Here is a 25,331-nt window from a genome sequence, read left to right as displayed (position 1 = left end):
GGAGGACGTCGCCGGGCGACGTCCTCTCTTTTTTTGCACTCCCGTGGTATTCGGTGTATACTTGAACGTAGGAAGAGGATGTCAGAGGAGGCGCGCGTGGCCGATGGGAGAGAACGCCGGAGATTCCCCAGGGTGTCTCTCGAGTTGAAGGTGGGATACGAACTCGCACACTGGAAGGAAGACGACCCCGCCGCTGTGCACCATCCCGTCTACGTGCGGACGCGGGACGTCAGCCTGGGCGGGGTGGGGCTCGCGGACGTGATCCACATCGACAGACACGCGTTCCATCAGCTCCTCACCGGCAAGAGGAAGGTGCGGCTCGAGATACACCTCCCGGGACGGGAGGAGCCTCTCTACTGTTTCGCCCGCCTCGTCTGGGGCCACGAGCCCGAGGGCGACGTGGTGAGACGGGCGGGTTTCGCCTTCATCGACGTCTCTCCTCTCTTCTTCCACGAGCTTTCCTCTTTCATAGAGGCGCATCTCTCGGGAAAGGCTTCCCACGGGGAACGGCAGGGCTCCGGGGAGTGAGCGAGGGCGCTTGAAGAAAGAGGCCCGCAACGCGGGCCTCTTCTCGTGTGGTCTGTGTCCTGCGGGGATCAGCCGCCAGCCATCACCGGGACGACGGCGAGGAGCACGCCGGCCGCCACGGCGGAGCCTATCACCCCTGCCACGTTCGGCCCCATGGCGTGCATGAGGAGGAAGTTGTGCGGGTTCTCCTGCTGGCCCACCCTGTTGGCCACGCGGGCCGCCATGGGTACGGCGGAGACCCCGGCAGCCCCGATGAGGGGGTTGACGGGGTGCTTCTTTGAGAAGGCGTTCATGAGCTTGCCTAGGAGCACGCCGGCCGCGGTGCCGAGCGAGAAGGCCAATGCACCCAGGACGAGCACGCCCAGGGTCTCAAGGTTGAGGAACTTGTCGGCCTCCATCTTCGACCCCACGGCGAGGCCCAGCATGATGGTGACGATGTTGATGAGGGCGTTCTGCATGGTGTCCCAGAGCCGATTCACCACTCCGCACTCACGTGCGAGGTTGCCGAACATGAGGGCCCCGAGGAGCGGGGTGGCACTGGGCAGGAGGAGGATGCACAGGCCCAGCGTGGCGAGCGGGAACACGATGCGCTCGGTCTTGGTGACGTGGCGGAGCTGCTCCATCTTGATGCGGCGCTCCTCCTTGGTGGTGAGGAGCTTCATGATGGGCGGCTGGATGATGGGCACGAGGGCCATGTAGGAGTAGGCCGCCACGGCCACGGCTCCGAGGAGTTCGGGCTTGAGCCGGGAAGCCACGTAGATGGAGGTGGGCCCGTCGGCGCCTCCGATGATGCCGATGGCGCCTGCGGCATAGAGGTCGAAGTTGATACCCGGCACGTACTTGCCGAGTACGAGGGCCCCGAAGAGGGCGCCGAAGATCCCGAACTGGGCCGCGGCACCCAAGAGCAGGGTGCGGGGATTGGCGAGGAGCGGTCCGAAGTCGGTCATGGCCCCCACTCCCATGAAGATGATGAGGGGGAAGACCCCGCTCGTGACACCCGCGTCGTAGAAGAAGCCGATGAGCCCGGTCTTCACCTCTTCGAGGCGCATGAACCCTTCACCGATCACTCCGTGGAGTTCGGTGTGGGCCGCGATCTCAGCGAATGGAATGTTCGCCAGGATGGCGCCGAACCCGATGGGCACCAGGAGGAGGGGTTCGAACTCCTTCTTTATCGCGAGGTAGAGGAGGACGAGCCCCACGAGGATCATGAGGAAGTTCCCCCAGCCGCCCGGCTGGAGGAATCCGTAGAGACCGGTGGTCATCCACAGTTCTTTGAGTCCATCCCACAATGACATGGCGGCCTCCTACTCTATCTCTACGAGGACGTCGCCGGCCTTGACGTGATCGCCCTGTTTCACCAGGATGGCGGCCACGGTGCCCGCTTTGGGGGCGTAGATGGGGTTCTCCATCTTCATGGCCTCCAGGACGATGATCTCCTGACCGTCCTCCACATGATCTCCCTCCTGCACGGGGATCCGGAGCACCAGGCCCGGGAGGGGTGCGGTGACCTGAGCGCGCTCACCCGAGGGAGCACCGGAGGAGGCCGGAGCGTCCTCCGCCTCCTTCACCTCCACGGTGTAGGTCCTGCCGTTGACCACGGCCGTGGAACCGTCGACCTTCACCTTGTAGCTCTTCCCCCCGAGTGTCACGGCGTAGACCTTGGCTCCCGAGGCGGTCTTCTCCTCTTTTCCTTCCTTGCTCCGGTCGATCTTCCTCACGTTCACCTTGGCCTCGCCCTTGAGGAACATGACCCCCTTGTCCTTACACGTGGCGGCGATGAAGATGTTCTCCTCGGTGACGGGCAGCCCCGCCTCCTGGAGCATCTTCTTGGCGGCCTCGATCCCCTTGTTGGGGTCCCGGTCGTTGATGTCGACCACCTTTTCGGTGGTGGGTTCGAGGCCGAGCTGTTCCTGGGCGATCTTCACGATCTCCGGATCGGGCGGTACCGGGGTCTTACCGAAGTAACCGAGGACCATCTTCCCGTAGCCCTCGGCGATCTTCGTCCAGGGCCCGAAGAGGGTGTTGTTGAAGGCCTGCTGGAAGTAGAACTGGGAGACCGGTGTCACCGAGGTGGCGAACCCTCCCCTCCGGACCACCTCTTCCATGTTCTTTATGATGTCGGGATACTTGTCCATGAGGCCGTTGTCGCGGAGCATCTGGGTGTTGGCCGTGAGGGCCCCCCCGGGCATGGGGGAGAAGGGAATCCGGGGTTCCACGGCGAGGGCCTCGGGCGGCTTGAAGTAGTCGGCCATGCACTCCTTGAAGACCTCTTCGACCTCCATGATCTTGTAGGGATCGATCCCCAGATCGAACTCGGTACCCCGGAGTGCGTGCCACATGGTGAGCACGTCGGGCTGACAGGTGCCGCCGGAGACCGGGGCGAGGGAGAGGTCGATCTGGTCGGCTCCCGCCTCGAGGGCCGCCATGTACTGGGCGATGCTCACTCCTGCGGTCTCGTGGGAGTGGAACACGAGGTGTACGTCGTCACCCAGGAGTTTGCGCGCGCCCTTGATGGTCTCATGGACCTTCTTCGGCACCGAGGTGCCCGATGCGTCCTTGAAACAGACGGAATCGAAGGGGATGCCTGCGTCCAGGATCTGCCTGAGGGTGTCGATGTAGAACTCGGGTGTGTGGGCGCCCTCGCATCCCGGTGGAAGTTCCATCATGGTGACTACCACCTCATGACGCAGCCCCGCTTCGACGATGGCTCTTCCGGAGTCGATGAGGTTGTTCACGTCGTTGAGGGCGTCGAAGTTCCGGATGGTGCTCACACCGTACTTCTTGAAGAGCTTGGCGTGGAGCTTGATGACATCGCGCGGCTGGGAATCGAGCCCCACCACGTTCACGCCCCTCGCGAGGGTCTGGAGGTCCACATCGGGGCCTGCGACCTCGCGGAGGGTCTTCATCATCTGGAAGGCGTCCTCGTTGCAGTAGAAGTAGAGGGACTGGAAGCGAGCGCCTCCCCCTATCTCGAAGTGGGTGAGGCCGGCCTGTACCGCGGCCTCGAAGGCGGGGAGGAAGTCTTTGGTGAGCACACGCGCGCCGTACACGGACTGGAACCCGTCACGGAACGCGGTGATCATGAAGTGGACTCGTTTCTTCATGGCATGTCCTTTCTTTGAAAAGTATTAGTGTCGCGTATGATAGGTGACGGCCGCGATGGCCGCGGCGATCTCGGCGGACGCGTCCGCCTGTTGCGGCACCGGTTCCTCCTTCTCGGGGAAGAACCTGAGGATGATCTTCGACGAGAGGTTCATGATGATCACCAGGAGTGAAAGGAAGGCGAAGACCACCCCCATACCCAGGACCATGAGGATGAGGCCCTGTTCGAGGATATGATTCATAGACACTCCTTGTTGCTGGGGTCTTGAACGAAGTATAAAGATACGGAAAAAAGAGTGCAAGGCGGGCGGACGATATTCGGCCGTTGACCGATAAAACGAAATACGGTATGGTGGATGCAAGGGAGGATGCCATGACGTATGCCTTTCTCTTCCCCGGTCAGGGGGCCCAGTACTCCGGTATGGGGAGGGATCTGTACGAGGCGAGTCAGAACGTGAGAGACCTCTTCGCCCTCGCGGAGGATGTGACGGGGCGTGACCTCACCCGGCTCATCTTCGAGGGCTCGGAGGAGGAGTTGAAGCGCACCGACAACACCCAGATCGCCGTCACGCTGGTGAATCTGGCGGCGGCCGCCTATCTTAAGGAAAAGGGGATAGAGGCCTCGGTGTGTGCGGGGTTCAGCCTTGGGGAGTATGCCGCCCTGGTGGAGGCGGGTATCCTCACCCCGGAGCAGGTGTTTCCCATTGTGGTGAAGCGGGGGGAGTGCATGGAGCGGGCCTCCCGGGCCTGGGATGAGCGGGGAGGAAAGACCGGGATGAGCGCGATCCTGGGGCTCCCTCAGGGGAAGGTGGAGGAGGTGCTCGAGGGAGCGGGGATCCCCGATGTGTACATCGCGAACTACAACAGTCCGGTACAGGTGGTGCTCTCGGGGACCGAGGAGGGGCTCACAAAGGCCGAGGAGGTCTGCAAGGCCGCAGGGGCACGTCGGGCGGTGCGGCTCAGAGTGTCGGGGCCGTTTCACTCTCCGCTTCTCAAGGAGGCCCAGGAGGAGTTTGCCGACTTCCTCGCCGGGTACTCGTTTGCAGATCCCGTGAAAAAGGTGTATTCTAACGTCACGGCGCGGCCGCTCACCTCGGGCGAGGAGGCGAAGCGGATGGCGGTCGCACAGATCACGAGCCCCGTGCGGTGGACAGAGGAAGAGCAGGCCCTTCTCGAGGAAGGGGTGCAGCGGGCCCTCGAGGTAGGACCTGGCACGGTGCTCTGCGGCCTCTGGAAGGCCCTCTCGGCGGAGGTGCCCTGCCTTCCGGCGGGTACCCGTGAACAGATAGAGAAAATCACAGGATAAAGGAGTGTGGTATGCTTTTGAAGGACAAGAAGGCTCTCGTGACCGGAGGCTCCAGGGGTATCGGGGCCCGGATCGTGCGCCTCTTTCTCCAGGAGGGGGCATCGGTGTGGTTCGTGGACCTCAATCCCAGCGAGCATATGGAGGAGTTCCAGTCCCTCGCCGCTGAACGGGGGACCACGGTGGCCTACAGACAGTGCAACGTGGCCGACGAGGAACAGGTGGACAAGGTGGTGGGGGAGATCCTGACCGAGAGCGGCGGGATCGATGTGTTGGTGAACAACGCTGGCATCACGAGGGACGGGCTCATCTTCCGCATGTCGATCGATGACTGGGAGAGCGTGCTCAGGGTGAACCTCACGAGCGCGTTCCTCTTCTCTCGCAGGATCGCCCATGCCATGGCCCGACAGCGGGAGGGGTCCATCATCAACATCTCCTCCATCGTGGGTGTGCACGGAAATGCGGGACAGTGCAACTACTCCGCCTCCAAGGCGGGGCTCCTCGGTCTCACCAAGAGTCTGGCCCAGGAGGTGGCGAGCCGCAACGTGCGGGTGAACGCCATCGCACCCGGGTTCATCGATACCCCCATGACCCAGAAGCTCCCGGACAAGGTGAAGGATGCCCTTCTCTCCCGTATCCCCATGGGACGGCTGGGACAGCCCGAGGAAGTGGCGAAGATCTGTCTCTTTCTCGCCTCAGATCTCGCCTCGTATGTGACCGGCCAGGTGATCGGCGTGGACGGCGGGATGGGGATGTGAGACCATGAAGGAGGACCGGATGAAGAAACGCGTGGTCATCACCGGGATGGGGGCGGTGACGTCCCTCGGACACTCGGTGCCCCAGTTGTGGGAGGCGGTGAAGCGTGGCGAGTGCGGGATCGACAGGATCACCCACTTCGATACGACCGAGTACGCGTGTAGGATCGCCGCTGAGGTGAAGGACTTCGATGCCCGGGCGGTGATAGGGAAAGAGGCGCGGAAGATGGATCCCTTCTCCCAGTTCGCCGTGGCTTCGGCCATCGAGGCGATGAGGGACGCAGGGCTTGCTGACGGTGGGGTGGATCCTGAACGGCTCGGGGTGGTGATCGGGAACGGGATCGGAGGGTTCGAGACACTCGAGGACTCGTTCCGTACGCTCTTCGAGAAGGGGCCTTCACGGGTGGCGCCTCTCACCATCCCCAAGATCATCGGGAACATCGCCCCGGGGAATATCGCGATGTACTTCAACGCCCAGGGGCCGTGCTACACGATCACCACGGCCTGCTCCTCCGGTACCGACGCCATAGGGGAGGGCCTCCGGCTCATCCGTGAGGACGAGGCGGACGTGGTGATCGTGGGGGGGACCGAGGCGGCCATCACGCCGCTCGGGATTGCAGGGTTCATCGTGATCCAGGCCCTCAGTACGAAGTACAATGATAGCCCGAAGAAGGCCTCGAGGCCCTTCGACAAGCATCGTGACGGGTTCGTGATGGGTGAGGGGGCCGGGGTGCTCATCCTCGAGAGCCTGGAGCACGCGAAGGCCCGCGGTGCGCGGATCCATGCCGAGCTCGCAGGGTACGGCATGACGTGCGATGCCTACCACCTCACGGCGCCGCATCCCGAGGGGAGGGGGGCGGTGAGGGCCATCCAGCGGGCGCTCAGGGATGCCGGGCTCTCACCGGAGGATATCGACTACGTGAATGCCCACGGGACCTCGACCCCGCTCAACGATCCCATCGAGACTAGGGCGATCAAGCAGGCCTTTGGCGATCATGCGTACAAGCTCAAGGTCTCGTCGACCAAGTCCATGACGGGCCACTGTATCGGCGCCGCAGGGGCGATCGAGGCCATCCTCTCCACCATGGCCATCGTGGATCAGTTCTTCCCTCCCACCATCAACCAGGAGGAGCCGGATCCGGAGTGCGACTTGGACTATGTGCCCAACGAGGGGAAGAAGGGGAGGATACGGGCCGCCATCTCGGAGACCTTCGGTTTTGGAGGGCACAACGGGGTGGTGGTGATCAAGGAGTACCGGGAGTAGTCCATAGGAGTGAAGAAGAGGTGAGGCGCTGTGGGACCCCCACAGCGCCTTTTCATGAGGGGAGGGTCCCCCTCTCCTTGAACTCGGGGAAGTGGTATTCGATACGGCCCGAGTCGGTGATCTCCATGCTCGCATAGCCCTTGGAGGCGAGCTGCTCCAGCATCTTCTCCGCCTCTTTGAGCGTGAGTTCTGTCTCCACCGCGAGGATGGTCGGGGTGAGCACCCCCCCGTGTCTCCTCGCGACGAGGAGGATCTCCTTCTCCCTGTCGCCGGATGGTCTGCGGCGCGTCTTCCGGGCGAGCCGAGTGAAGAGTTTCCGCAGTCCGTGGAGGAGGGGGATGATGCCGGCGAATACGAGCGGGAAGACGAAGAATACGATGTTGGTGGTGCTCCAGAGTACGCCGAATACCAGGATCATCGAGAGGCCCGAGATGATTCCTTCCTCGTGATACCGATCGTGTCTTTCGGGATGGTCGTCTTCGTCCCACCTGCGCCTGTGCGGCATGTGTCCTCCTCCGGGTCTCTCTACACACTATACGAAAAAAGCGCGGACTTGTCATCTCCGTGTTTTGTGCGCACAATGGTGGTATGTCCAGGGTGTATCTCGTAGAGGACAACGCGGCGATCAGGGAGGCGGTCTCGCTCTACCTTCGAGTGGAGGGGTTCGAGGTGGTGGAGTTCGATGGGGTGAGGGGGGTGGTGGAGAGCATGAGGCTTCAGCGTCCGGACGTGTGTATCATCGACGTGATGCTCCCGGACGGCGACGGGTTCTCGCTCGCGCGGAGGATACGGGAGCGGGACGGGAAGGTGGGTCTCGTCTTTCTCACTGCGCGGGAGGCTGAGAGCGACAGGATCCTCGGCTTCGAGCTGGGGGCCGACGACTACGTGGTGAAGCCGTTCTCTCCTCGGGAGCTGGTCTTGAGGGTGAAGGCCTTGATGCGGCGTATGGGTGAGGGAGGGGGGCGGGAGGAGGCGGGCGAGGTGGAGTGGGAGGGGCGGCGACTCCGGGTGGATGGCGAGCTGCCCGTGGCGGTGGTGGAGGGGCGCGAGGTGCGGCTCACCCCCGCCGAGTGGCGTATCCTGAGGCTCCTCGCCTCCTCGCCGGGACGGGTCTTCACGAGGGAGCAGATCCTGGGGGAGGCCCTGGACTATCTCTACGAAGGCTCGGCCCGCACGGTGGACACGCACATCAAGAACCTCAGGGCCAAGCTGGGGAGCTCCGATTGGATCGAGACGGTGCGGGGGATCGGGTACAGGATGATGGGGGTGCGGGTATGAGGACGCTCATGGGGAGGATCCTCCTCGCCTTCGGGGTGGGGTTCGGGGTCTTCGTGTTCCTCTTCTCCGTGGCGGTGGGGGTGTCGGCCAGGGCGTCCCTGGGCGCCCTGGAGCGAACGAGGGAGGCGCGGATTAGGGGGGAGGTGGTGGATGCCCTCGAGGAGGTGGCGGCGGAGGGGCGGTTCGGACGGGCCGAGGTGATGCGGGTCTTGAGGCCGTACGCGCCGTTCCTCCAGGTGGTGGTGGTGCTCGACAGGGAGCGGCGGCCCGTGGCGGCCTGGATGAGGGGGGAGCCGGGGATGGGGATGCGGGGGATGATGGGGTCGGGGGGCGTGGGGGATGTTCCGGGGGAGGTGTGGGAGGGGCTGCGGTGGGATTCGGTGAGGGTGGATGGCCGGGTGGAGGGGTACGTGGGGCTCCGGGTGGCAGGGTTCGGTGCGTCCGAGGAGGAGGGTGCGCTCACGAGGGGGTTTCTCGTGCCGTTCGTCACCGGGGGGGTGGTGGCGTTGATCGGTTCGGGGGGGGTGCTCCTCCTCCTCGTGCGCGACTTCGCCCGTACGGCTCGGCGTATGGCCGAGGGGTTGGTGCGGCTCGCGAGGGGGGAGCGGGGGGTGGTGTTCCCGGATGCCTCGATCGAGGAGCTTTCGGCCATAGGGAGGGCGGCGGTCTCCCTCCAGGAACAGCTCCTCAGGGAAGAGCGGCTGAGGGCCCAGTGGTCACAGGATGTGGCGCACGACCTCCGTACCCCGATCGCGGCCTTGCGGGCCCAGCTGGAGGGGATGAGGGATGGGGTGTTGCAGGTCTCCGGGGAGCGTGTTTCGCTGGTGCTGGATGAGCTGGCGCGGATCGAGGCCCTCATCGAGGACCTCGCGCTCCTTACTCGGGTGGAGGATCCTGCGCGGAGGGGGCTGCGGGAAGAGGTGGCGTTGGGGCGTGTGGCGGCGGAGGTGGTGGAGCGGCTCCGGATGCTGGGGGAAGGGAGGGAGGTGGAGGTCTCGGTGGAGGATGAGGGGGTGGTGCTCGGTGAGGGGGATCTCCTGGTACGGATGGTGGAGAACCTGGTGCGCAACGGCTTCCAGCACGCGTCGGGGGAGGGGCCGGTGCGGGTGCGGGTGGAGAGGGCTGGGGCGGAGGTGGTGCTCCAGGTCGAGAATCCCGGCCGGATCGGAGAGGAGGAGCTCCCGTTGGTGTTCGAGCGCCTCTACAGGGGGGAGCGTGGGAGACACAGCAGGGGGAGTGGGCTGGGGTTGGCGATCGTGCGGGCGGTGGTGGAGGGGCATGGGGGGCGGGTCGAGGCGGCGAGTGCGGAGGGATGGGTGCGGTTCACGGTACGACTTCCCGCCTCATCGTGATTCTTCATAGATCCCCTGTGGTTTCTTCACAGAATCTCCATACAGATCGGGTAGATTCTCATACGTACCGTACGTGGTACGGAATGAGATCAACACTGTAAGGAGTGGTGTGATGAAACGAAGAATGATGATCGTGGCGGGTGTCCTCCTCAGTGCCTCGGCCCTCCTCATGGCCGCCCCCGGCAGACCGGGTATGCCGTACGGCGTTTCTCCGCAGAATGATGAAGCGGTGGCTCGGCCCCAAAGGGGATACGGGAGAGGTCCGGGCGCATTCTCTTTCTTGCAACAGGTACCCCCCTCCTCGCTCTCGACGCAGGAGAGGGAGGATCTCCTCTCGCTCCTCGAATACGAGAAGGCGATGAGGGATCTCACGGACCTCTATGCACAGAAGTTCCCCCAGAGCCTCTTCGCCTTCCAGGCCGAACGGCAAGGTGACGGTTCCCTCTTCGACTTCTTCCTCGATCGTTACGGGATCGAGAATACCCTCGAGGGGAAACCTGCAGGCTCATACTCCTCCTCCGAGGTGACCAGGCTCTACAGGGAAGCGGAGAAGGTCGACTCTGTGGCGGAGGCGGTGCAGGCCATGAACGCGTTCACGGAGCGGATGCTCGTCCAGGTGAGGGAAGGGCGTGAGCACTCGGACAACGAGGACCTCGATCTCGCCTACCTCTGGCTCGAGCAGGCGCTCGCACGTCGACTCGCCGCAGGGGTGAGGCAGCTCTCCCTGGTGGGTATCACCTACAAGCCCAGGTATCTCTCCCAGGAGGACTACGAGGACCTCCTCCTGGGGAGAGGATGGATGGGGGGACATGGTCCCGGCATGATGGGGGGACCCGGCAGGGGAGGGGCAGGACCCCGGTGGTGAAGAGACAGACTCACGAAGCGGCGCCCAAAAGGCGCCGCTTCTTCATGAAGAAGGTGTCGCCGGGTTTCCCTCGAGTCCGATCGAAGCCGCCACAGGCTTCATGCCTTCGATGGTCTCCGCGATGAGTTCGGAGAGTTCCATCCCCAGCATCCGGGCCCCTTCCTCGATGAGTCCCCTGTCCACCCCGGCCGAGAAGCTCTTCTCCTTCCACTTCTTCTTCACCGATTTCGGGGTGAGGTCGAGGATGGAGCGGGAGGGCCTCACGAGGGCGGTGGCGGCGATGAGTCCCGTGAGTTCGTCCACCGTGAAGAGCACCTTCTCCATGGGGTGCACGGGTTCCACGTCGGTCACCCTCTTCCAGCCGTGGCTGAGGATCGCGCGGATGTAGTCTTCCGGCCACCCCGCTTCACGGAGGATGATCGGGGTCACCTCACAGTGACGATCCGGATGCCTTTCGTAATCCAGGTCATGGACGAGACCGATGATGTACCACTTGTCCGGAGGTTCACCCATCTTCTTCGCGAAGTGCTCCATCACCGCAGCGACCGCGAGGCAGTGCCGCCTGAGGTTCTCCGATTCGATGTGGGCGGTGAGGAGGCCCCACGCCTCGTCCCTCGTGGGTATGTGGCTCATAACACCTCCTTGGCGGTGAGGATGTCCATGAACATGGGGCGGGAGACGTAGTTGCTCTCGTGGAAGAGTCTGCCCCTGTGATAGTAGCGGAGGTAGGGTATGAGGTGGTTCCCCCAGGTCGTTTCCTTGAACGTGAGGAAGGGGGCGAAGAGAGGGCTTCGGTTGTACTCCACCCAGAAGACCGAAAGGTCTCCCCTCTCTTCGGCGAGGGGGAGGAGCCATTCGGCCATGTGGGTCCATTGCGGACACCAGTCCTGGGTGAACAGGGCCACCACCAGAGGGCTTCGTTCCCGTACCTCCAGGGGGAGCTCACCCTCTCTCATGGTGAGATCCAGGATGGTATCGGTGATGCGAGCGTGCATGGACCAACGATACCAGGTTACAAGGCGAAAGGGAATACCTGACAGGGGAAACGGGACATGCTAGGATGTGGTGTGTGCGTGAGGCTCTCGTTGACGATGGAGCGGGATGCGGTGGAGGAAGCCCTGGGGACGTCCCTCCCGGAGGGATTTCCCTCGGGCTTCTCTCACGTGTGTGCCTATACGCGCCCCAAGGTGGGAGTGTTGTTCCACCGGCGAAGGTCCGTGCTGCCGGGAGTCGCCCGGTGGGGGCTCGTGATCCTGCAGGGAGCCGGGCGCGAAACCGTGGTGCCGAACGCGCGGTGGGAAACCCTCTCTGAGAGACCCCTCTTCAGGCGGCTCCTGGAGAGGGGGGAACGCTGCGTCCTGGTGGTGGATGGGTTCTACGAGACCCTCCGGCGGTACGGCGTGGTCTATCCGCTCTATTGCCGTAAGCGGGCGGGTGGTCTCTTCTTCCTCGCGGGCCTGCTGGATGTGGGGGAGGGACGCGGGAAGGCGTCGAGATGTGTGGTGCTCACCCGATCCCCGCGGAGGGGGGAGCGTGGCCTTTTCCCGTGGCCGAGGGTGCCTTGCATCCTGGAGCAGGGGGAACTCGGTTCCTGGATCATGGAGGGGCGCCTCACATCCGAGGGACCCTTCCTCGATGAGTATGAAGTGTATCCCGTACGCGATCACATATTGAAGGACCCCTCCTATCGGGGAGCCGATGCGACGACTCCTTTCCGGTACAGCGGGCTTGAGTCACCCGATCTTTTTGACGAAAAAAGGAGTTGAAGGCCGGAAGGTTTTGTTCAATGATATAAAAAGAGCGGGACAGTGAAAAAGGTGGTGGTGCTTTCCGTCCATTCTCCCCTTGGAAGGACCGGGGAGGAGATCTTCGAAGAACACATGCTCTATTCACTGAGGGACTGGGGATACGAGGTGAGGGTGCTGAGGTTGGGGCAGGTGCCGGGTGCGTGGAGGAGTCTCGTTGCGGGTTTCGTGGAGGCCCTCGCAGGGAGGATCGAGCGGATCCTCTCTCTCCTTCGTCCCGAAGTAGTGATCATCCAGGAGCCCCTCCTGCCCCTCTTCTGGTCCGGTGCGTCCAGGACCCTCTGGAGACGGTACCGGGCCTGCGGGATCCTCTCGAGGCTCGACTTCTCTCCCGAGGGAAGTTTGCTCCACCAGGAAGTGCTCGCCCGGCTCAAGGTTTCCGCGGCGACCGCTTTGAGTGGGCTCGTCTGTGCCCATCCCCGCATCGTGGAGCGCGTCGAGGAGCGCTGTGGGACGAAGTGCCGGGTGGAGCTCATCCCTCCTGGGTTCGACCGTCTCCACGGGAGGATGACCGAACTCGATGTGAAGCGGAAGGCCTTTTCCGACACCTTCGAGATACTCTGGGTCGGTAACGTGGTTCCCCACAAGGGTCTCGATGTCCTCCTCGACGCCCTCTTCCATCTCTCGCAGCAGGGGGTGAGAGGGTGGCACTGTACCATCGTGGGGTCCCTCGCGGTGGATCCCTCCTATGTCCTTCGTATCCAAGAGGAGATCTCGGCCATGGGCCTTTCGAGGCGCGTGGACCTGGTGGGGAGGGTGGACGATCTCTCGCTCATGGACCATTTCGAGAGGGCGCATACAGTCGTCCTCATGAGCAACCGGCCGGAGATGGGCCTGGTATGTGGAGAGGGCCTCGGATGGGGGGTGGTGCCTGTGGGGAGCTCCCTCCTGGGGCTCCGGGAGTGGCTTCCCGATGATGTCGGAGTGTGGTTGAAACCCTCCGATGCGAGGGGACTGTACGAGGTCCTTTCTTCCTGGATCAAGAGGAGATCGGGATTCCTCGATTACTCGCTTCGGGCCTACGAAACAGCTTCCTCGCTCCCCTCGTGGCGGAAGAGTATGGATCGTCTCCGTTCCTTCCTGGGCGTCGTGGGACGCACTTCCCAATAGAGAAACCCTGCGGTATAGTATCCGCATGGCACACACGGTGGGTGAGGTCTCGAAGTATCTCGAAGAACTTCTGGAGATAGGGAAGTACTCCTCCTTCGATGCATCGCTCAACGGTCTCCAGGTGGGTGATGCCGCGAGGCCGGTTTCCCGTATCGCCTATGCCGTGGATGCCTGTCAAGAGGCGGCGAGGCGGGCCCATGAGGCGGGAGCAGACCTCCTCGTGGTCCACCACGGTCTCTTCTGGGGAGACCCCGTCCCGCTGGTGGGGCCGAGATACAGGATGCTCTCGCTTCTGGTGGAATCCTCCCTCTCTCTCTTCGCGGCGCACCTCCCCCTGGATGCCCACCCCGAGGTGGGGAACAACGCGCGTCTCGCCGCACTCCTGGGTCTTTCGGAGACACGTCCTTTCGGGTGGTATCGCGGTGTCCCTCTCGGGGTGTGGGGGACCCTGGAACATCCGGTTTCTGTACACGATCTCCTCGGGCGGTTCCCCGGGGTGAACGAGGCGGTGACCTTGCTCCCCTTCGGTCCCGAGGAGATCCGGACGGTGGGGGTGGTCTCGGGATCGGCCTCTTCCGTGGTGGAGGAAGCCGTGAGCCTCGGGCTGGATGCGTTCATCACAGGAGAGGTGCACCATTCGGCTTACTATCCGGCGCAGGAGGGGGGCGTCACTGTGGCGGGCATAGGGCACTATCGCTCGGAGACGGTGGGACCCCTCGCCCTCAAGGAGCGGGTCGAGAGGGACCTGGGAATCGAGGGGTTCTTCATAGATCTTCCCACGGGACTTTGAGTGCAGGAGGAACCATGAAGCGGACGTTCACGCGATACCTTCCCTTCACGCTCACGGTGCTGATCGCCGCACTCGACCAGTTCACGAAGTATCTGGTGGTCACACGGATACCCTATCACAGGGTGGGCTGGTCGTTCGGCGGCGATCTCGTCCGTATCATCCACACCACGAACAAGGCCGGAGCCTTCAGTCTGGGGCGGACCCTTCCCGAGCCCGTGAGGATCTTCCTCTTCCTTTTCGTCCCCGTGGTCTTGCTGGTGGGGATCCTGGTCTATTTCTTCCGGTCGGACGAGCTTTCCTCGCTCCAGCGATGGGCCCTTGCGGGTATCTTGGGGGGGGGTGTGGGCACCCTCATCGACCGCTTCTTCAGGGATGCGGGGGTCGTGGATTTCATAGACGTGAAGTTCTTCGGCATCTTCGGCCTGGAGCGGTGGCCCACGTTCAATATCGCCGACGCCTCGATCGTGGTGTGCTCCCTCATCCTCCTGGTCTCTTTCTTCATCGAGATGCGAAAAGATTCAAAGGAGCGAGATCATGAACAAGAAGCTTAACACGGTACTCTTCATCCTGGGAGCCACGGTGGTGAACCTGGCGATCATGCTCATCCTCGTGTTCGTCCTCCTCTTCCTCTACGGGAGGTTTCTCGCCCCTGTGGTGTCCCCCGAGGTCTCTGCCTACATGATCCTCTTCATCTTCCTTCTCGCCCTCGTGGGCACGTACGTGATCTACCACCGTCTCGTGGTGTGGGTGAGTAAGAAGATAGATTTCGAGGCCTATTTCTCCCCTCTCTTTCAGAGAAAGAGGTAGGTTCAGTAGCCGTCTGAGAGGGATCTGTTGATGTCCTTCTTGTAGAGCTCGGCGTACACGAAGCCGCGGGTCTTGAGTTTGTCCTTGATCTCCTGTGGGAAGGGCATATAGCGCCAGAAGATGTCCCTCACCTCCCGGGCGAGCTTCTGCGTCCCCTCGCTCTCCTTGGTGATCCAGAGGATGTAGTCCTCGATGAACTGTTCCTTCACGTCCCCCTTCATCTTGTGGTCCGTGAAGTACTGGTAGTACCACCCCGTGAGTCCTTCTTCCATCCAGTAGTGCTGTGCCTTCTCTTTCGCCACCTGCCACCTGAGATCGCCCACAGCGGCGATCACCGCGGTCCTGAGGTCCTTCGGGTACATGGGGATGGCGATCCGCCCCCTGCTCGTTCCCCTGTTGTACTTTTCGAAGGGTTCCCAGCAGATGCCCCGTTCGCCATAGGAGGGTATGAGTATCACGTGGGGCACGATCCTGTGGACCTGCTGCCGGTAGGTCCGTTCGAAGGCCCCCGGATCGAGGTATTCTATCTCGGCGAGGATCTGGAGGACTCGTTCCCTTATGCCGACCTCCTCGATTCTGGGTCGTATGTAGTGCCGCATGGCGAGCGGAAAGTGGTTTCCCTGTCTCCCTACGCAGAGCTTGGCCATCTGCCTGACGGCGCTCATCTCCTGCCGTATGACATCGGCGTCCACCTCTTCCTCTTCCATCCCCGCGTCACGGGCCTTTTCCATGTGGGCGGTGATGCGCTTGAGCTCGGCGTATTCCCGTGCGAGTTCCTTGTCGAGCTGTGAGATGCGGCGGAGCGTATTGAGGGCCTCGGTGTAGGCGCCTTTCTGCGCCTCGGTGAAGGGAAAGAGCGCGTTCTGATTGGAGGGGTCCCGCCCGTGGGCGCACATCACCCTGAGCTGCTCCTGGAGGGCCTGTTCCTGGGCCTCGAGCTCGAAGGATTTGTTCATGATGACCATCTTCTGGGCCTCGAGCTTGCCCTGGAGCTCCCCCAGGATGTTCTTCTTCCGCTCTGTCTGACGCTTCTTCGCAGTGAGGGTCTCGTCCTGGGCCGAAGGAGCGATCTCGCCGATGCCGATCTTGTAGAGCCACTCGTCCACGTAGTGGACGGGTTCCCCGGTGGTGTTGTCGAGGATGACCCGGGAGAACATCTCGCGCTGTTCCTCGCTGAGGAGGGTGGGGAGCAGGATGCCGAACCTGAGGAAGAGGCGCTTGGGGAGCGGGAGATCCCGTCTGGTGATCTTGGGGGCGATGGACGATGCCACTTCCCAGGAAGCGGTGATAATGCGGTTGCGGTAGATCGATCGCTCCTGTGGATCCTCTGTATTCAGGAAGGCGGCGAGACTCTGGTGGAGTCGTTTCGCCCCCTCCCCTTCACCGGAGAGGACCTTCTGGTAGTACTGAGGATCCTTGAAGAAGGGCTTCGGAGCCTCCACGAGCTCCTTGGGGATGGTGAACCCCCGTTTGCCGGGAGCCGGCCCTCCCCCTTGTCCGAAGAGTTCGTCGAAACCGGGAGGTTGTTGCGAATCAGGAAGGGGAACGTTCGTATCCGCCGCCATCACATCATCCTGGAGAGGTGGGGACAAAAAAATGGAGGTGACGGGAGTTGAACCCGTGACCTCTTGAATGCCATTCAAGCGCTCTAGCCAACTGAGCTACACCCCCATTTGTACGTACAGAGTACGTACAAATGGGGGGTTTGTCAAGAGCAGGAAATGATGGGCACTGTCAAGGAGGAGTGTTGAAATTGAGCTGGAGCTGATAAGGGGTGCGTCTCCCACACTGCGAGTGTATCTGCATGCCCACCACGTAGAGGCCTACCACCTCATCCGCATGGGCACGGCTCATATACCCAGGATACCGTCGAAGAAATGTCCTCATGTGCCGAAAGAGATTCTCCACAAGGGCGTTCGTCCTCACCTTCTCCTTCCACTCATAGGGCAGTTCCAGATAGGAGAACAGTCGGTCCTTCCGCCACAGGAGTGCAGCCGTCATCCGCGGCGCACGGGCTCCCCACTCCTTCCAGAACCCCTCAAGGGCCTTCTCCGCCTCCTCCTTCTCTCGTGCCGCCAAAAGCTTCCGGTAGGCGTCCCGAAATGCCCGCCGCCTCTCCTGTACGTGCCTCTTCTCCTTACCTCTCAGTTCATTGAGGAGCGTCCGCTCAAGGTGCCAGAGGCATACCTGCTTCTTCGCCTCAGGATACACCGTCTCCACGGCCTGCCAGATCCCCTCAGCCTCATCGGCCACCACCAGCTCCACCTCATAAAGCCCCCGCTCATAGAGCCTGGTAAGCAGTCGCTCGTAGCTCGCTCGGTCCTCCCGCTCCGCAACGACCCAGTCGAGGAGCTCATGAGACCCGTCCTCCTTCACCCCCACGGCACTCAAGATCACCAGCCCCTTCCTCCCTTTTCCCCTCAGCTTTCCCCACACCCCATCCAGCACGAGCGCCTTCACCCCACTAAGCGGCCGCCTCCGCCACCGCTCCTTCTCCTCACGAAGACGCTTTATGATCCGTAAGATCGTCTGCGGGTGGGCCTCGCCTATCCCTCACTCCCGTAACAGGATGGCATATCTCCGCGCGCTCATCCCTCCCACATACCCAAGGAGGAGCTGCTCGGTGAGGGCCACGAGCCTCTGCTCGGAGGTCACCAACTTCACCTCCTTCCCCCCGCCGGTGCGGATCCGGGGCACGCGTACCTCCTCGATCGGCCCCCATGGGGTCTGCACCCTCTTCCACTTCCTGTAGCCGTACCGGTAGTACGGTGCCTCCCCGGCCTCCTCTCGTGCATATCGCGGTCGCCCTACTGCCTCCTCTCTCAGTGCCTCAAGGAGGTGCTCCAGGTACGTCTTGTAGGTGTGGCGTACCTCCTCCCGGAGCTGGGCCTCTACTTGCTTCATGAGGCCAGAGAGGGTATACTGTGTCTCAGTCAGTGCGCGTGTCTTGCCGCGCTTCATGGGGTATCTCCTCCTTGAAATAAAGGATTAGTGTGGTGGGAGATACCCCTTATCTTTTTTCCCCGCGTTTTTCAACACTCGATGTTACAGGCCCATAAGATGTCACCTTTATCCCCAGGGAGGGAGACGTGGATATCATCTACGAGGATGCACACATCATCGCGGTGAACAAGACCGGAGAGGAGCTCGTCCAGCAGAACAGCGTGATGGAAGGGACGCTCCAGGAGTCCCTCCTCGAGCACCTGCGGATGAGAGACGGAGCCGAGGCCCCTCCGAGGCTCCACCTCGTGAACCGCCTGGATCGTCCCACGAGTGGAATCGTGCTCTTCGCCAGGCACAGGAAGGCGGCGGGGAAGTTCTCCCACCTGTTCCGGAGACGAGGTGTCTACAAGCTCTATTGGGCGGTCCTCGATGCCCCTCCTCCTCTTCCGAGCGACACGGTGGAGCACTACATCGTGGAGAATCGGAGGATCAACAAGTCCTTCGCCTTTGCGGAGAAGAAGGAGGGGAGCGAGTACGCACGCCTCTCCTACCAGGTGATCGGTTCAGGGGATCGCTACTTCTTCGTAGTGGTGCGTCTCCATACCGGACGGCATCACCAGATACGGGCCCAGTTCTCGGCCCTCGGGTGTCATATAAAGGGGGACATAAAGTACGGGGCGAAGCGCACCAACCGGGGAGGAGGCATCCATCTCCATGCGAGGCTCCTCGCCTTTATCCACCCCTTCACTGGGGAACGGGTGGTGATCACGGCGGATCCTCCCGCCGATTCCCTCTGGGAGGAATTCGCCCGTCAGGATGCACACTTTCGTCGCGAGTACCGCTACGCCTTCTGGGACGAGGTGGACTGGGTGAGCGACCTCCTTCACCCTCCCTCCGCGGGGGTGCTCTCAGGTTAGGGGGGTGGAGGGGAGTTCCACTTCCCTGTCGAGCCAGTTCTGGACGAAGTGGAGGAAACTCTCGCTGTCCCGGGGCCTGCTGAAGAGGAAGCCCTGGATCGTGGTACAGCCTTCTTCGAGGAGGAACTCGCACTGTGCCTCTGTCTCCACCCCTTCCGCGATCACTCCCAATGAGAGTTCTCTCGCGAGGGTGATGACGGAGCGGACGATAGCCTTGTCGTATGCGTTCTCCGGGGTGTCCTTGAAGAAGGTCCTGTCGAGCTTGAGATACGATATGGGGAACGACTTGAGGTAGTTGAGGGAGGAGTACCCTGTTCCGAAGTCGTCGAGGGCGAACTTGATCCCGTACTCCCGGATCCTCTGCATCTTCTTGATGGATTCCATGGGATCCTGCATCACCACGTTCTCGGTGAGCTCAAGCATAAGGTGGGAGGTGTCTATCTCCCTGCTCTCCAGTACCTTTGCGATGGACTCCTCAAGGTTAGTGTTGGCGAACTGGACCGGAGAGATATTGATGGAGATGAGCGGCTTCCTGGATCCGAGGATTTCCCATTCCCGCAAGGTATCCGCCGCGGTGTAGAGGACCCAGGTGCCCAGAAGCATGATGACACCGGTTTCCTCGGCCACGGGGATGAACTTGTTCGGGAGGAGCAGTCCTTTGGTCGGATGATGCCAGCGGATGAGGGCCTCTGCGTCGATCCTGGTGATCCTCCACCGCTTCTCCCCTGTGGGCTCGAGGGTGAGAATGGGTTGGAAGAAGAGGTCGAACTGTTTCTTTATCTCGAGTATGGCCTGGGCCTCGAGTGATTTGATGAGGAACTGCTGGAGGTCCATGCGTTCCACCACCCGTTCGCGGAGCTCGTCCTTGAAGATCTCGAAGGAGGTGTTCTGCTCCATGGCATATTCCATGGCGATGTCCGCATTGTGGAGGAGGGTGTGTTTGTTGAAGCCGTGATCCGGGTAGAGGGCGATCCCGATGTAGCTCCCTATCGATATGTGGTATCCGGAGAAGATGTGGGGGCGCTTCACGGTCTGCGAGATCTCCCTCGCGAGGCTGATGATCTCCTCCTCTGTGGTGAGGGTGGTGGCCACTACGATGAACTCGTCCTCACGAGTATGGTAGAGGTGGTTCTCTGTCCCCACGAGTTGGGCGATCCTCATGCCCGTCTGGTAGAGTATCCACTCCGTCATGGTGGGTTTGAGCGTCTTCGAGAGCATGTTGTACGAGCGGTCGAGCTTCACGATGAAGAGGGCCACCTGGTGCTCCTCCTGGGATTTCCGGAGGATGAAGGGGAGATCCTGGCTCATTCTGTAGTGATTAGGGAGTCCGGTGACGGGGTGGATGGAGAGTTTGTACTCCGCGATCTCCTTGGCCCGTTTGTGTTTCTCCAGGAGATCTTTGAGCTTCTTGTTCTGGGCGATGAGATAGGCGAGCTTGCTCTGGAGGATACGGTTCTGCTTGCGGAAGAGGATGAGCTCGGCCTTGATGTCCTCTGGTACGTCGTCGCGGTCGAGCAGAGGGCGGTCGTCCCTGTCGTCGTTCATGGTGCCTTCCAGCAGGAGGATGGAGAGTGGGGTGAGAGGGACCATCTATCGCATCTCCTCGAACTCGGTGTACAGGAGGCTCGGCTGGATACCGGTGTTCTTCTGGTATTTCCTGCTCCGGTACGGCTCATAGTCTCCCTCTATAGTATGGTAGTAGATCTGACAGATTTCAACACCAGGGTAGATTTTTATCGGTTGGATGCAGAACATCTCGAGGGTCCAGTACCCTTCGAACCCCACGTCTCCGAACCCTGCGGTGACATGGATGAAGAGGCCCAACCTCCCCACGGAAGAGCGGCCTTCCAGCATGGGGACCAGGTTGTAGGTCCTGGTATACTCCACGGTCCGCCCGAGGTAGAGCCGTCCCGGTTCGAGGAGGAGCCCCTCCTCGGGGATGACGAGGCGCTCGGTGGGGTTCGGCCTCCTCATGTCCAGGACGGGCGTGGTGTACACGAGCAGCTCGTTGTGGAGCCTCAGGTTGTAGCTGTTGGGGTTGAGCTGCCTCTCGGAGAACGGCTCTATGAAGATGTCCCTTCCGAGTCGTTTTTCTATCTCTTTCCCTGAAAGTATCATGGCGGAGAGATTGTACCCGTAAACCTGGGCCGGGGCAAGCGGTCAGCCGAGGATGGCACGGAGTTCCTCGAGGTTCCTGATCCGATAGGTGGGGCGGGGAATCGGGGGGCGATCGTCTCCGGGTGAGATCCAGCAGGAATCCATGCCTGCGCCGAGGGCGCCTGCGATGTCGGAGGTGGGGGAGTCGCCCACCATAAGGGCCTCCCCCGGCCGGAGGCGGTTGTCCCTGAGAGCCCGGGCAAAGAAGGCGGGATCAGGTTTCGCGGTTCCGGCGTCCTCCGAGGTGAGGACGTAGGCGAGGTGGCTGTCGATCCCTGCGGCCCTGAGCCGGGATCTCTGGATGCGGGAGAAGCCGTTGGAGAGGGCGCCGAGGCGGTACCGGGAGGAGAGGAAGAGGAGGGTCTCCTTCGCGTGGGGGAGGAGGAATCCCGCCTGCTCCAGGTGGGAGAGATAGATGCCGTTGAGACGCTCCGCCTCGCGGTCGGAGAGGGAGGGGATGGCTTCCTGGAAGCGCCGACGGGTGAGCGTGGCAGCGTCGGTTCGTCCTTGCTCGAGGGCCCTCCAGAGTTCGGCATTGGCGCGCCGGTAGCGTTCCAGCACCTCGGGGGCCCATTCGAGGCCGGTCTCCCGCACGGCCTGCTCGAGGGCCCATGCCTCGGCCCGTGCGTAGTCGAGGAGGGTGCCGTCCAGATCGAAGAAGATCATGCGGTAGCGGTTCTTCATGTCAGGTGCGCTTCCTTTCCGCAAGGAGGAGGATGGTCTTGAGTTCCTGGGGATTGCGTGCCTTGAGCCATTCCTCTGTGAAGATTCTGGTCTGCACGATCTGGGCGATGGCCATGAGGGCCCTCAGGTGGAGGTCCCTCTTGTCCTTGCTTCCGGCGAGACAGAAGGCGGTGTATACGGTCTGGTCGTTCCAGGTGATACCGTGTACGTTGCGCACGATGAAGACCGCGAAGGTGCCCTCACCCTCCACCACGATGTGGGGTATGGCGTGCGGCACGGCGATACCCGGGAATATGATGGTGGAGGCCTCCTGTTCGCGGGTGAGGAGTTTCTCGCGGGCCGTCTCCACGGGGATGTCGATCCGTTCCGAGATGGCCTGGGCGAGGATCTCGAAGACCTCCTCCTGGGTGGACGGCCGCTCCATATCGAGGATCCATGCCTCGCGGATGAGTCTGTCGAATTCGTCTTCCACGATATCGTGGCGTTCCAGGAGTATGGAGAGGAGCTCTTCCTCGAGGTCGTCGCCTGCGATCTCCTTGTTGGTGAGGCGGGCCACCATGTGGAGGAAGGCCGACCGTCGCCTCGACTGGGTGCGTGCGTAGACCAGGTACCAGAGGAGGGAGAGGAGGATGATCCCTCCTGCAATGGCGATGGTGAGGGCTCCCATGTCGACGATGAGGATGGCGTATACTACGATGCTCATGATGTGGAGTACGGGGAAGAAGGGACTCCTGAAGGTGGGGCGGTAGTTCACCAGGCCTGCATATCGCATCACGATGACCGAGAGGTTGGTGAGGATGTAGGTGAAGAGCATGAAGAGCGAGGCCACCTTCGCGAAGTTCTCGATGGAGAGCCCCGCCACCACGGCGAGGATGACGGCGGAGGTGGTGAGGATCGAGGGGATGGGGGTGCCGGTCTTCCCGGAGACGCGACCGAAGAAGGAGGGGAGAAGGCCGTCTCGCGCCATGGAGAGGGGGTTGCGGGAGGCGGTCATGATCCCCGCGTTCGCCGTGGTGATGAAGGCGAGGAGGGCCGAGAGGCCCGTGAGCCATACGCCCACCGGGCCCACCAGCTTGCCTGCAGCGGTGGAAATGGGGGTGTAGGTGGAGGTGAGTTCCTCGTGCGAGAGGAGTCCCTGGGTTACGAGTACGGCGAGTGCGTAGAAGGCGATAGTCACCCAGAAGGAGAGCATAATGCCCCGTACCAGGTTCTTTCCGGGGTCCTTCACCTCCTCGGCGATGCTTGCTACTTTGGTGATGCCGCCATAGGAGATCACCACCGTGCCTGCCGCCCCCAGGATCCTGTGGATGTCACCGGCCGGGGCCTTCACGAAGTTGGAGAAGTCCATGGCTCTGTATCCGAGGAGGATGTAGGCAGCGAGGATCGCGAGGAGTCCTCCCACCATGATTACTTGCGCCTTGCCCGAGGATTCCACGCTCACGATATTGAGGAGAGTGAAGAAGATGCAAGCTCCCATGGCGATGAGCTTGATCTCCTGTTCGGTGAGGTGGGGGAAGAGGAGGGTCATGAAGGTGCCTATCCCGATGAGGGCGAACCCCGCTTTGAGACTGATGGCGAGCCAATTGGTGATCCCTGCCACCACCCCGGCGGCCGTGCCCAGGATCCTCTCCACCGCGAGATAGTTGCCACCTGCCTTCGGCATGGCGGTGGAGAGTTCGAGCTGGGAAAAGACCGCAGGGAGGAGGAGGAAGCCTGCGAGGAGGTACGAGAGGCTGAGTCCGACTCCCGCCTCGCGGTAGATGATGGAGGGGAGCACGAAGAGCCCGGAGCTTATCATGGCTCCTGTGGCGATGCTGAAGACCTCGAGGGTGGAAAGACCTTTTTTCAGGGACATGCGTCACCTCTCAGGCAGGAGATAGGGGGAGGAGAGGTTCGTGCCGGCGGTGGGACTCGAACCCACACGGACATGCGTCCAGCAGATTTTGAGTCTGCCGCGTCTCCCGGTTCCGCCACGCCGGCGTATGTGCATGGTATCAGGCTATCGTATGAGTGTGGATCATGTCAATCTTGTTTGCAAAGACCCCATCTCCTGATTACAATTATTTTAGGAGGGAGGAAGAGCCATGGCACCTGAGAGCACGGTAGACGATCGTACAGTGGCCGAGCTCAACCTCCGGGCCGTGGAGCTCACGGAACGGAAGGAATTCGTGGAGGCGGCCCGGATACTGGAGAACCTCATTCAGCAACGGCCCAACGCAGGTGATCTCCACTACAACCTCGCCATAGCGTATGAGGGTATGGGGGACTACGGAGCAGCGGAGCGGGCCCTGCGGAACGCCCTCACGGTCTCCACGGAGGAGAAACCTGAGTATCTCTTGGAACTCGCTTACTGTCTCTTCGAGATGAGACGACTCGACGAGGCCGAGGCCCTGTGCAGGAGGGCCGTGGAGAAGGAGCCAACGTCCGCGCGGGCCTGGAATGTGCTGGGCGTCTTGTCCTTTGTGAAGGAGCGGTACGAGGAGGCGAGGACCTGTTTTGAGAAGGCGGTGGAGCTCGATCCAGGGTACGAGGACGCCTGGTTCAATCTCGCGGATACCTATGAGGAGCTGGGGGACGAGGAGAAGGAGCGAGAGGCGAGGGAGCGCTTCAGAAGTCTGAGGGGGAGCAGGAGGATGTCCTCATGAGGGAGGAAGAGTACGAGGTCCGGCAGCTCGAGGAGAAGATCGCCCATTGGGAGCGCGAGATAGAACACTACAGGGCGCTCATTCGACGATACGAGCAGTATATCAGGAATGCGAAGGCGCGTCTCCACTATCTGCTCCGGGACGTCCATCCGGGCGGGGAACGAGGTCCAGGCGCTGGAGGAGGATGAAGAGGTTCCTGTAGTGTGACCCTTTCCAATAGGTCTTTCCGCAGGAGGGACAGGTGACGGGGGCCTCGGCGGGGTGGACGGGGGAAAGCGGGGTATTGCAGAGGGGACAGCGGGAGAAAGGTTGGACGTTGCGTTCAAGGTGGAAGCGGCGTATCACCTCTTCCAGCTGGGTGCGGGGGATATCCGACCGAACACAATAGCCGTGTGTCACCTCCTTCCTCATGAGGAGGGCCCTGTCGCGAGTGAGGATGATCCTCCGCTCTTCGTGGGCCCGGCGTACGATGTCGAGATCTTCGGCATCCCGTTCATAGAGACTGTCGAATCCGCAGATTCTGAGGAGCCGGGCGAGCTTCCCTAGGTGTACGTCGAGCACGAACCGCGGGATGCGGAGGGGACGTCCTGAGAGGGGGGAGATGCCCGAGATGTCGAACGTCTCGAACACGGGAAAGACCGCCAGCCGTTGGCCGGAGCGGGGGACGGCAGAGAAGTCCACCGGTTCTCCGTCGAGGAGGACGAGGTCCACCTCCACGTGCGGGATGCCGAGCACCTCCAGGATGTGCTTCACCGATTCCCCCTCGGAGGCCGTATAGGGGATGTCCTTCTGCCGCAGGTGAGGCGGAAGGAAGTCGTTCAGTTCGGCATAGCATCGGATCGTGAGAGGATGGGCGGGCCCCATGTGACGAAAAGTATACGATGTTTCCGGAAGAGATGCATCCCTTCCCTTGATGAAGTTTCGTTTGACAGCGGCTGAGAGGAGGGTTATACTTGAAGTAAGGGAGGGTGTGATGACACCACCCAAGAGAGAAGGCCGGCGGTGAGCCGGCGGCAGAGTGCGACG

At 62.0% G+C, this 25,331-nt stretch carries 26 protein-coding genes, 2 tRNA genes and 1 pseudogene; 14 read left to right on the top strand and 15 right to left on the bottom strand.

Annotated features, from left to right (window positions below):
• Nucleotides 1-96: 96 nt before the first annotated feature.
• On the top strand, nt 97-528 hold the full coding sequence (locus STHERM_RS10785) for a PilZ domain-containing protein (protein WP_237223283.1): 432 nt from the start codon (nt 97-99) through the stop codon (nt 526-528).
• A gap of 68 nt (nt 529-596) precedes the next feature.
• On the opposite strand, the gene STHERM_RS10780 is transcribed toward STHERM_RS10785, so the two are convergent.
• From STHERM_RS10780 to STHERM_RS10770, 3 genes are read right to left on the bottom strand one after another with little or no spacing between them, the layout of a single operon-like run.
• A complete protein-coding gene (locus tag STHERM_RS10780) occupies nt 597-1,823 on the bottom strand; it encodes a sodium ion-translocating decarboxylase subunit beta (RefSeq protein ID WP_013314925.1) in 1,227 nt (408 codons plus the stop codon).
• Between the two features lie 9 nt (nt 1,824-1,832).
• The gene (locus STHERM_RS10775; RefSeq protein ID WP_013314924.1) at nt 1,833-3,632 is read right to left on the bottom strand and encodes a biotin/lipoyl-containing protein; all 1,800 of its coding nucleotides are present in this window, start codon (nt 3,630-3,632) and stop codon (nt 1,833-1,835) included.
• A gap of 24 nt (nt 3,633-3,656) precedes the next feature.
• Entirely contained in the window at nt 3,657-3,872 is a 216-nt protein-coding gene (locus STHERM_RS10770) for an OadG family protein (RefSeq protein ID WP_013314923.1), read from the bottom strand.
• Between the two features lie 131 nt (nt 3,873-4,003).
• Here STHERM_RS10770 and fabD point away from each other — a divergent pair, with 131 nt between their 5' ends.
• From fabD to fabF, 3 genes are read left to right on the top strand one after another with little or no spacing between them, the layout of a single operon-like run.
• Nucleotides 4,004-4,936, top strand: a complete 933-nt coding sequence (fabD, locus tag STHERM_RS10765; RefSeq protein WP_013314922.1) for an ACP S-malonyltransferase — start codon at nt 4,004-4,006, stop codon at nt 4,934-4,936.
• A gap of 11 nt (nt 4,937-4,947) precedes the next feature.
• The gene (gene fabG / locus STHERM_RS10760) at nt 4,948-5,691 is read left to right on the top strand and encodes a 3-oxoacyl-[acyl-carrier-protein] reductase (RefSeq protein WP_013314921.1); all 744 of its coding nucleotides are present in this window, start codon (nt 4,948-4,950) and stop codon (nt 5,689-5,691) included.
• 19 nt (nt 5,692-5,710) lie between these two features.
• Entirely contained in the window at nt 5,711-6,952 is a 1,242-nt protein-coding gene (fabF, locus tag STHERM_RS10755; RefSeq protein WP_013314920.1) for a beta-ketoacyl-ACP synthase II, read from the top strand.
• A gap of 52 nt (nt 6,953-7,004) precedes the next feature.
• Here fabF and STHERM_RS10750 read toward each other — a convergent pair whose 3' ends face one another.
• Nucleotides 7,005-7,457: a hypothetical protein gene (locus STHERM_RS10750; RefSeq protein WP_013314919.1), complete on the bottom strand. Its 453-nt coding sequence runs from the start codon at nt 7,455-7,457 to the stop codon at nt 7,005-7,007.
• 83 nt (nt 7,458-7,540) lie between these two features.
• On the opposite strand from STHERM_RS10750, the gene STHERM_RS10745 reads away from it, so the two are divergent.
• From STHERM_RS10745 to STHERM_RS10735, 3 genes are all read left to right on the top strand, one after another.
• The gene (locus STHERM_RS10745) at nt 7,541-8,230 is read left to right on the top strand and encodes a response regulator transcription factor (protein ID WP_013314918.1); all 690 of its coding nucleotides are present in this window, start codon (nt 7,541-7,543) and stop codon (nt 8,228-8,230) included.
• A complete protein-coding gene (locus tag STHERM_RS12590; protein WP_013314917.1) occupies nt 8,227-9,582 on the top strand; it encodes a sensor histidine kinase in 1,356 nt (451 codons plus the stop codon). Before STHERM_RS10745 ends, STHERM_RS12590 begins: the two co-directional genes overlap by 4 nt.
• 112 nt (nt 9,583-9,694) lie before the next feature.
• Nucleotides 9,695-10,447, top strand: coding sequence for a DUF2202 domain-containing protein (locus tag STHERM_RS10735; RefSeq protein WP_013314916.1), 753 nt, complete (start codon nt 9,695-9,697; stop codon nt 10,445-10,447).
• 42 nt (nt 10,448-10,489) lie between these two features.
• On the opposite strand, the gene STHERM_RS10730 is transcribed toward STHERM_RS10735, so the two are convergent.
• Nucleotides 10,490-11,080 (bottom strand): HDIG domain-containing metalloprotein, encoded by a 591-nt coding sequence (locus tag STHERM_RS10730; protein WP_013314915.1) that lies wholly within the window; start codon nt 11,078-11,080, stop codon nt 10,490-10,492.
• Nucleotides 11,077-11,442 (bottom strand): hypothetical protein, encoded by a 366-nt coding sequence (locus STHERM_RS10725; protein ID WP_013314914.1) that lies wholly within the window; start codon nt 11,440-11,442, stop codon nt 11,077-11,079. Before STHERM_RS10725 ends, STHERM_RS10730 begins: the two co-directional genes overlap by 4 nt.
• Before the next feature lie 57 nt (nt 11,443-11,499).
• Here STHERM_RS10725 and STHERM_RS10720 point away from each other — a divergent pair, with 57 nt between their 5' ends.
• From STHERM_RS10720 to STHERM_RS10700, 5 genes are read left to right on the top strand one after another with little or no spacing between them, the layout of a single operon-like run.
• The gene (locus STHERM_RS10720) at nt 11,500-12,213 is read left to right on the top strand and encodes an SOS response-associated peptidase family protein (RefSeq protein WP_071650349.1); all 714 of its coding nucleotides are present in this window, start codon (nt 11,500-11,502) and stop codon (nt 12,211-12,213) included.
• A gap of 42 nt (nt 12,214-12,255) precedes the next feature.
• Nucleotides 12,256-13,362 carry a glycosyltransferase family 4 protein gene (locus tag STHERM_RS10715; RefSeq protein WP_041623639.1) on the top strand — a complete coding sequence of 369 codons (1,107 nt, stop codon included), beginning with the start codon at nt 12,256-12,258 and terminating at the stop codon, nt 13,360-13,362.
• A gap of 25 nt (nt 13,363-13,387) precedes the next feature.
• Entirely contained in the window at nt 13,388-14,152 is a 765-nt protein-coding gene (locus STHERM_RS10710) for a Nif3-like dinuclear metal center hexameric protein (protein WP_013314911.1), read from the top strand.
• A 14-nt stretch (nt 14,153-14,166) separates the two neighbouring features.
• Entirely contained in the window at nt 14,167-14,703 is a 537-nt protein-coding gene (lspA, locus tag STHERM_RS10705; protein WP_013314910.1) for a signal peptidase II, read from the top strand.
• Nucleotides 14,687-14,959: a hypothetical protein gene (locus tag STHERM_RS10700; protein ID WP_014625750.1), complete on the top strand. Its 273-nt coding sequence runs from the start codon at nt 14,687-14,689 to the stop codon at nt 14,957-14,959. The genes lspA and STHERM_RS10700 overlap by 17 nt, the downstream gene beginning before the upstream one ends.
• 2 nt (nt 14,960-14,961) lie before the next feature.
• Here STHERM_RS10700 and STHERM_RS10695 read toward each other — a convergent pair whose 3' ends face one another.
• The 3 genes and pseudogenes from STHERM_RS10695 to STHERM_RS10685 form a co-directional block, all read right to left on the bottom strand.
• On the bottom strand, nt 14,962-16,524 hold the full coding sequence (locus STHERM_RS10695; RefSeq protein WP_013314908.1) for a hypothetical protein: 1,563 nt from the start codon (nt 16,522-16,524) through the stop codon (nt 14,962-14,964).
• Nucleotides 16,525-16,556: 32 nt separating this feature from the next.
• Nucleotides 16,557-16,630 (bottom strand) — tRNA-Ala (locus STHERM_RS10690).
• Between the two features lie 63 nt (nt 16,631-16,693).
• Nucleotides 16,694-17,920: pseudogene (locus STHERM_RS10685) on the bottom strand (IS256 family transposase).
• Between the two features lie 128 nt (nt 17,921-18,048).
• Here STHERM_RS10685 and STHERM_RS10680 point away from each other — a divergent pair.
• Complete coding sequence (locus STHERM_RS10680; protein WP_013314905.1) at nt 18,049-18,819, top strand: RluA family pseudouridine synthase; 771 nt, start codon at nt 18,049-18,051, stop codon at nt 18,817-18,819.
• On the opposite strand, the gene STHERM_RS10675 is transcribed toward STHERM_RS10680, so the two are convergent.
• The 5 genes from STHERM_RS10675 to STHERM_RS10655 all read right to left on the bottom strand — a co-directional run bounded on the left by STHERM_RS10675 (nt 18,811) and on the right by STHERM_RS10655 (nt 23,640).
• Nucleotides 18,811-20,409 (bottom strand): putative bifunctional diguanylate cyclase/phosphodiesterase, encoded by a 1,599-nt coding sequence (locus STHERM_RS10675; protein ID WP_013314904.1) that lies wholly within the window; start codon nt 20,407-20,409, stop codon nt 18,811-18,813. The genes STHERM_RS10680 and STHERM_RS10675 overlap by 9 nt on opposite strands.
• On the bottom strand, nt 20,410-20,937 hold the full coding sequence (gene dcd, locus STHERM_RS10670; RefSeq protein WP_013314903.1) for a dCTP deaminase: 528 nt from the start codon (nt 20,935-20,937) through the stop codon (nt 20,410-20,412).
• A 42-nt stretch (nt 20,938-20,979) separates the two neighbouring features.
• Entirely contained in the window at nt 20,980-21,660 is a 681-nt protein-coding gene (locus STHERM_RS10665) for a YjjG family noncanonical pyrimidine nucleotidase (RefSeq protein ID WP_013314902.1), read from the bottom strand.
• A 1-nt stretch (nt 21,661) separates the two neighbouring features.
• Nucleotides 21,662-23,515, bottom strand: a complete 1,854-nt coding sequence (locus tag STHERM_RS10660) for an amino acid permease (RefSeq protein WP_013314901.1) — start codon at nt 23,513-23,515, stop codon at nt 21,662-21,664.
• 41 nt (nt 23,516-23,556) lie between these two features.
• A tRNA-Leu gene (locus STHERM_RS10655) sits at nt 23,557-23,640 on the bottom strand.
• Between the two features lie 104 nt (nt 23,641-23,744).
• Here STHERM_RS10655 and STHERM_RS10650 point away from each other — a divergent pair.
• Nucleotides 23,745-24,305 (top strand): tetratricopeptide repeat protein, encoded by a 561-nt coding sequence (locus STHERM_RS10650; RefSeq protein ID WP_013314900.1) that lies wholly within the window; start codon nt 23,745-23,747, stop codon nt 24,303-24,305.
• Between the two features lie 102 nt (nt 24,306-24,407).
• Here STHERM_RS10650 and STHERM_RS10645 read toward each other — a convergent pair whose 3' ends face one another.
• A complete protein-coding gene (locus tag STHERM_RS10645; protein WP_041623636.1) occupies nt 24,408-25,169 on the bottom strand; it encodes a Mut7-C RNAse domain-containing protein in 762 nt (253 codons plus the stop codon).
• Nucleotides 25,170-25,331 lie beyond the last annotated feature (162 nt).

The organism is Spirochaeta thermophila DSM 6192 (assembly GCF_000147075.1).
Lineage (GTDB): Bacteria > Spirochaetota > Spirochaetia > Winmispirales > Winmispiraceae > Winmispira > Winmispira thermophila_A.
Note: the sequence above shows the minus strand (reverse complement) of the source record. Positions and strands in the feature narration are given on the sequence as shown.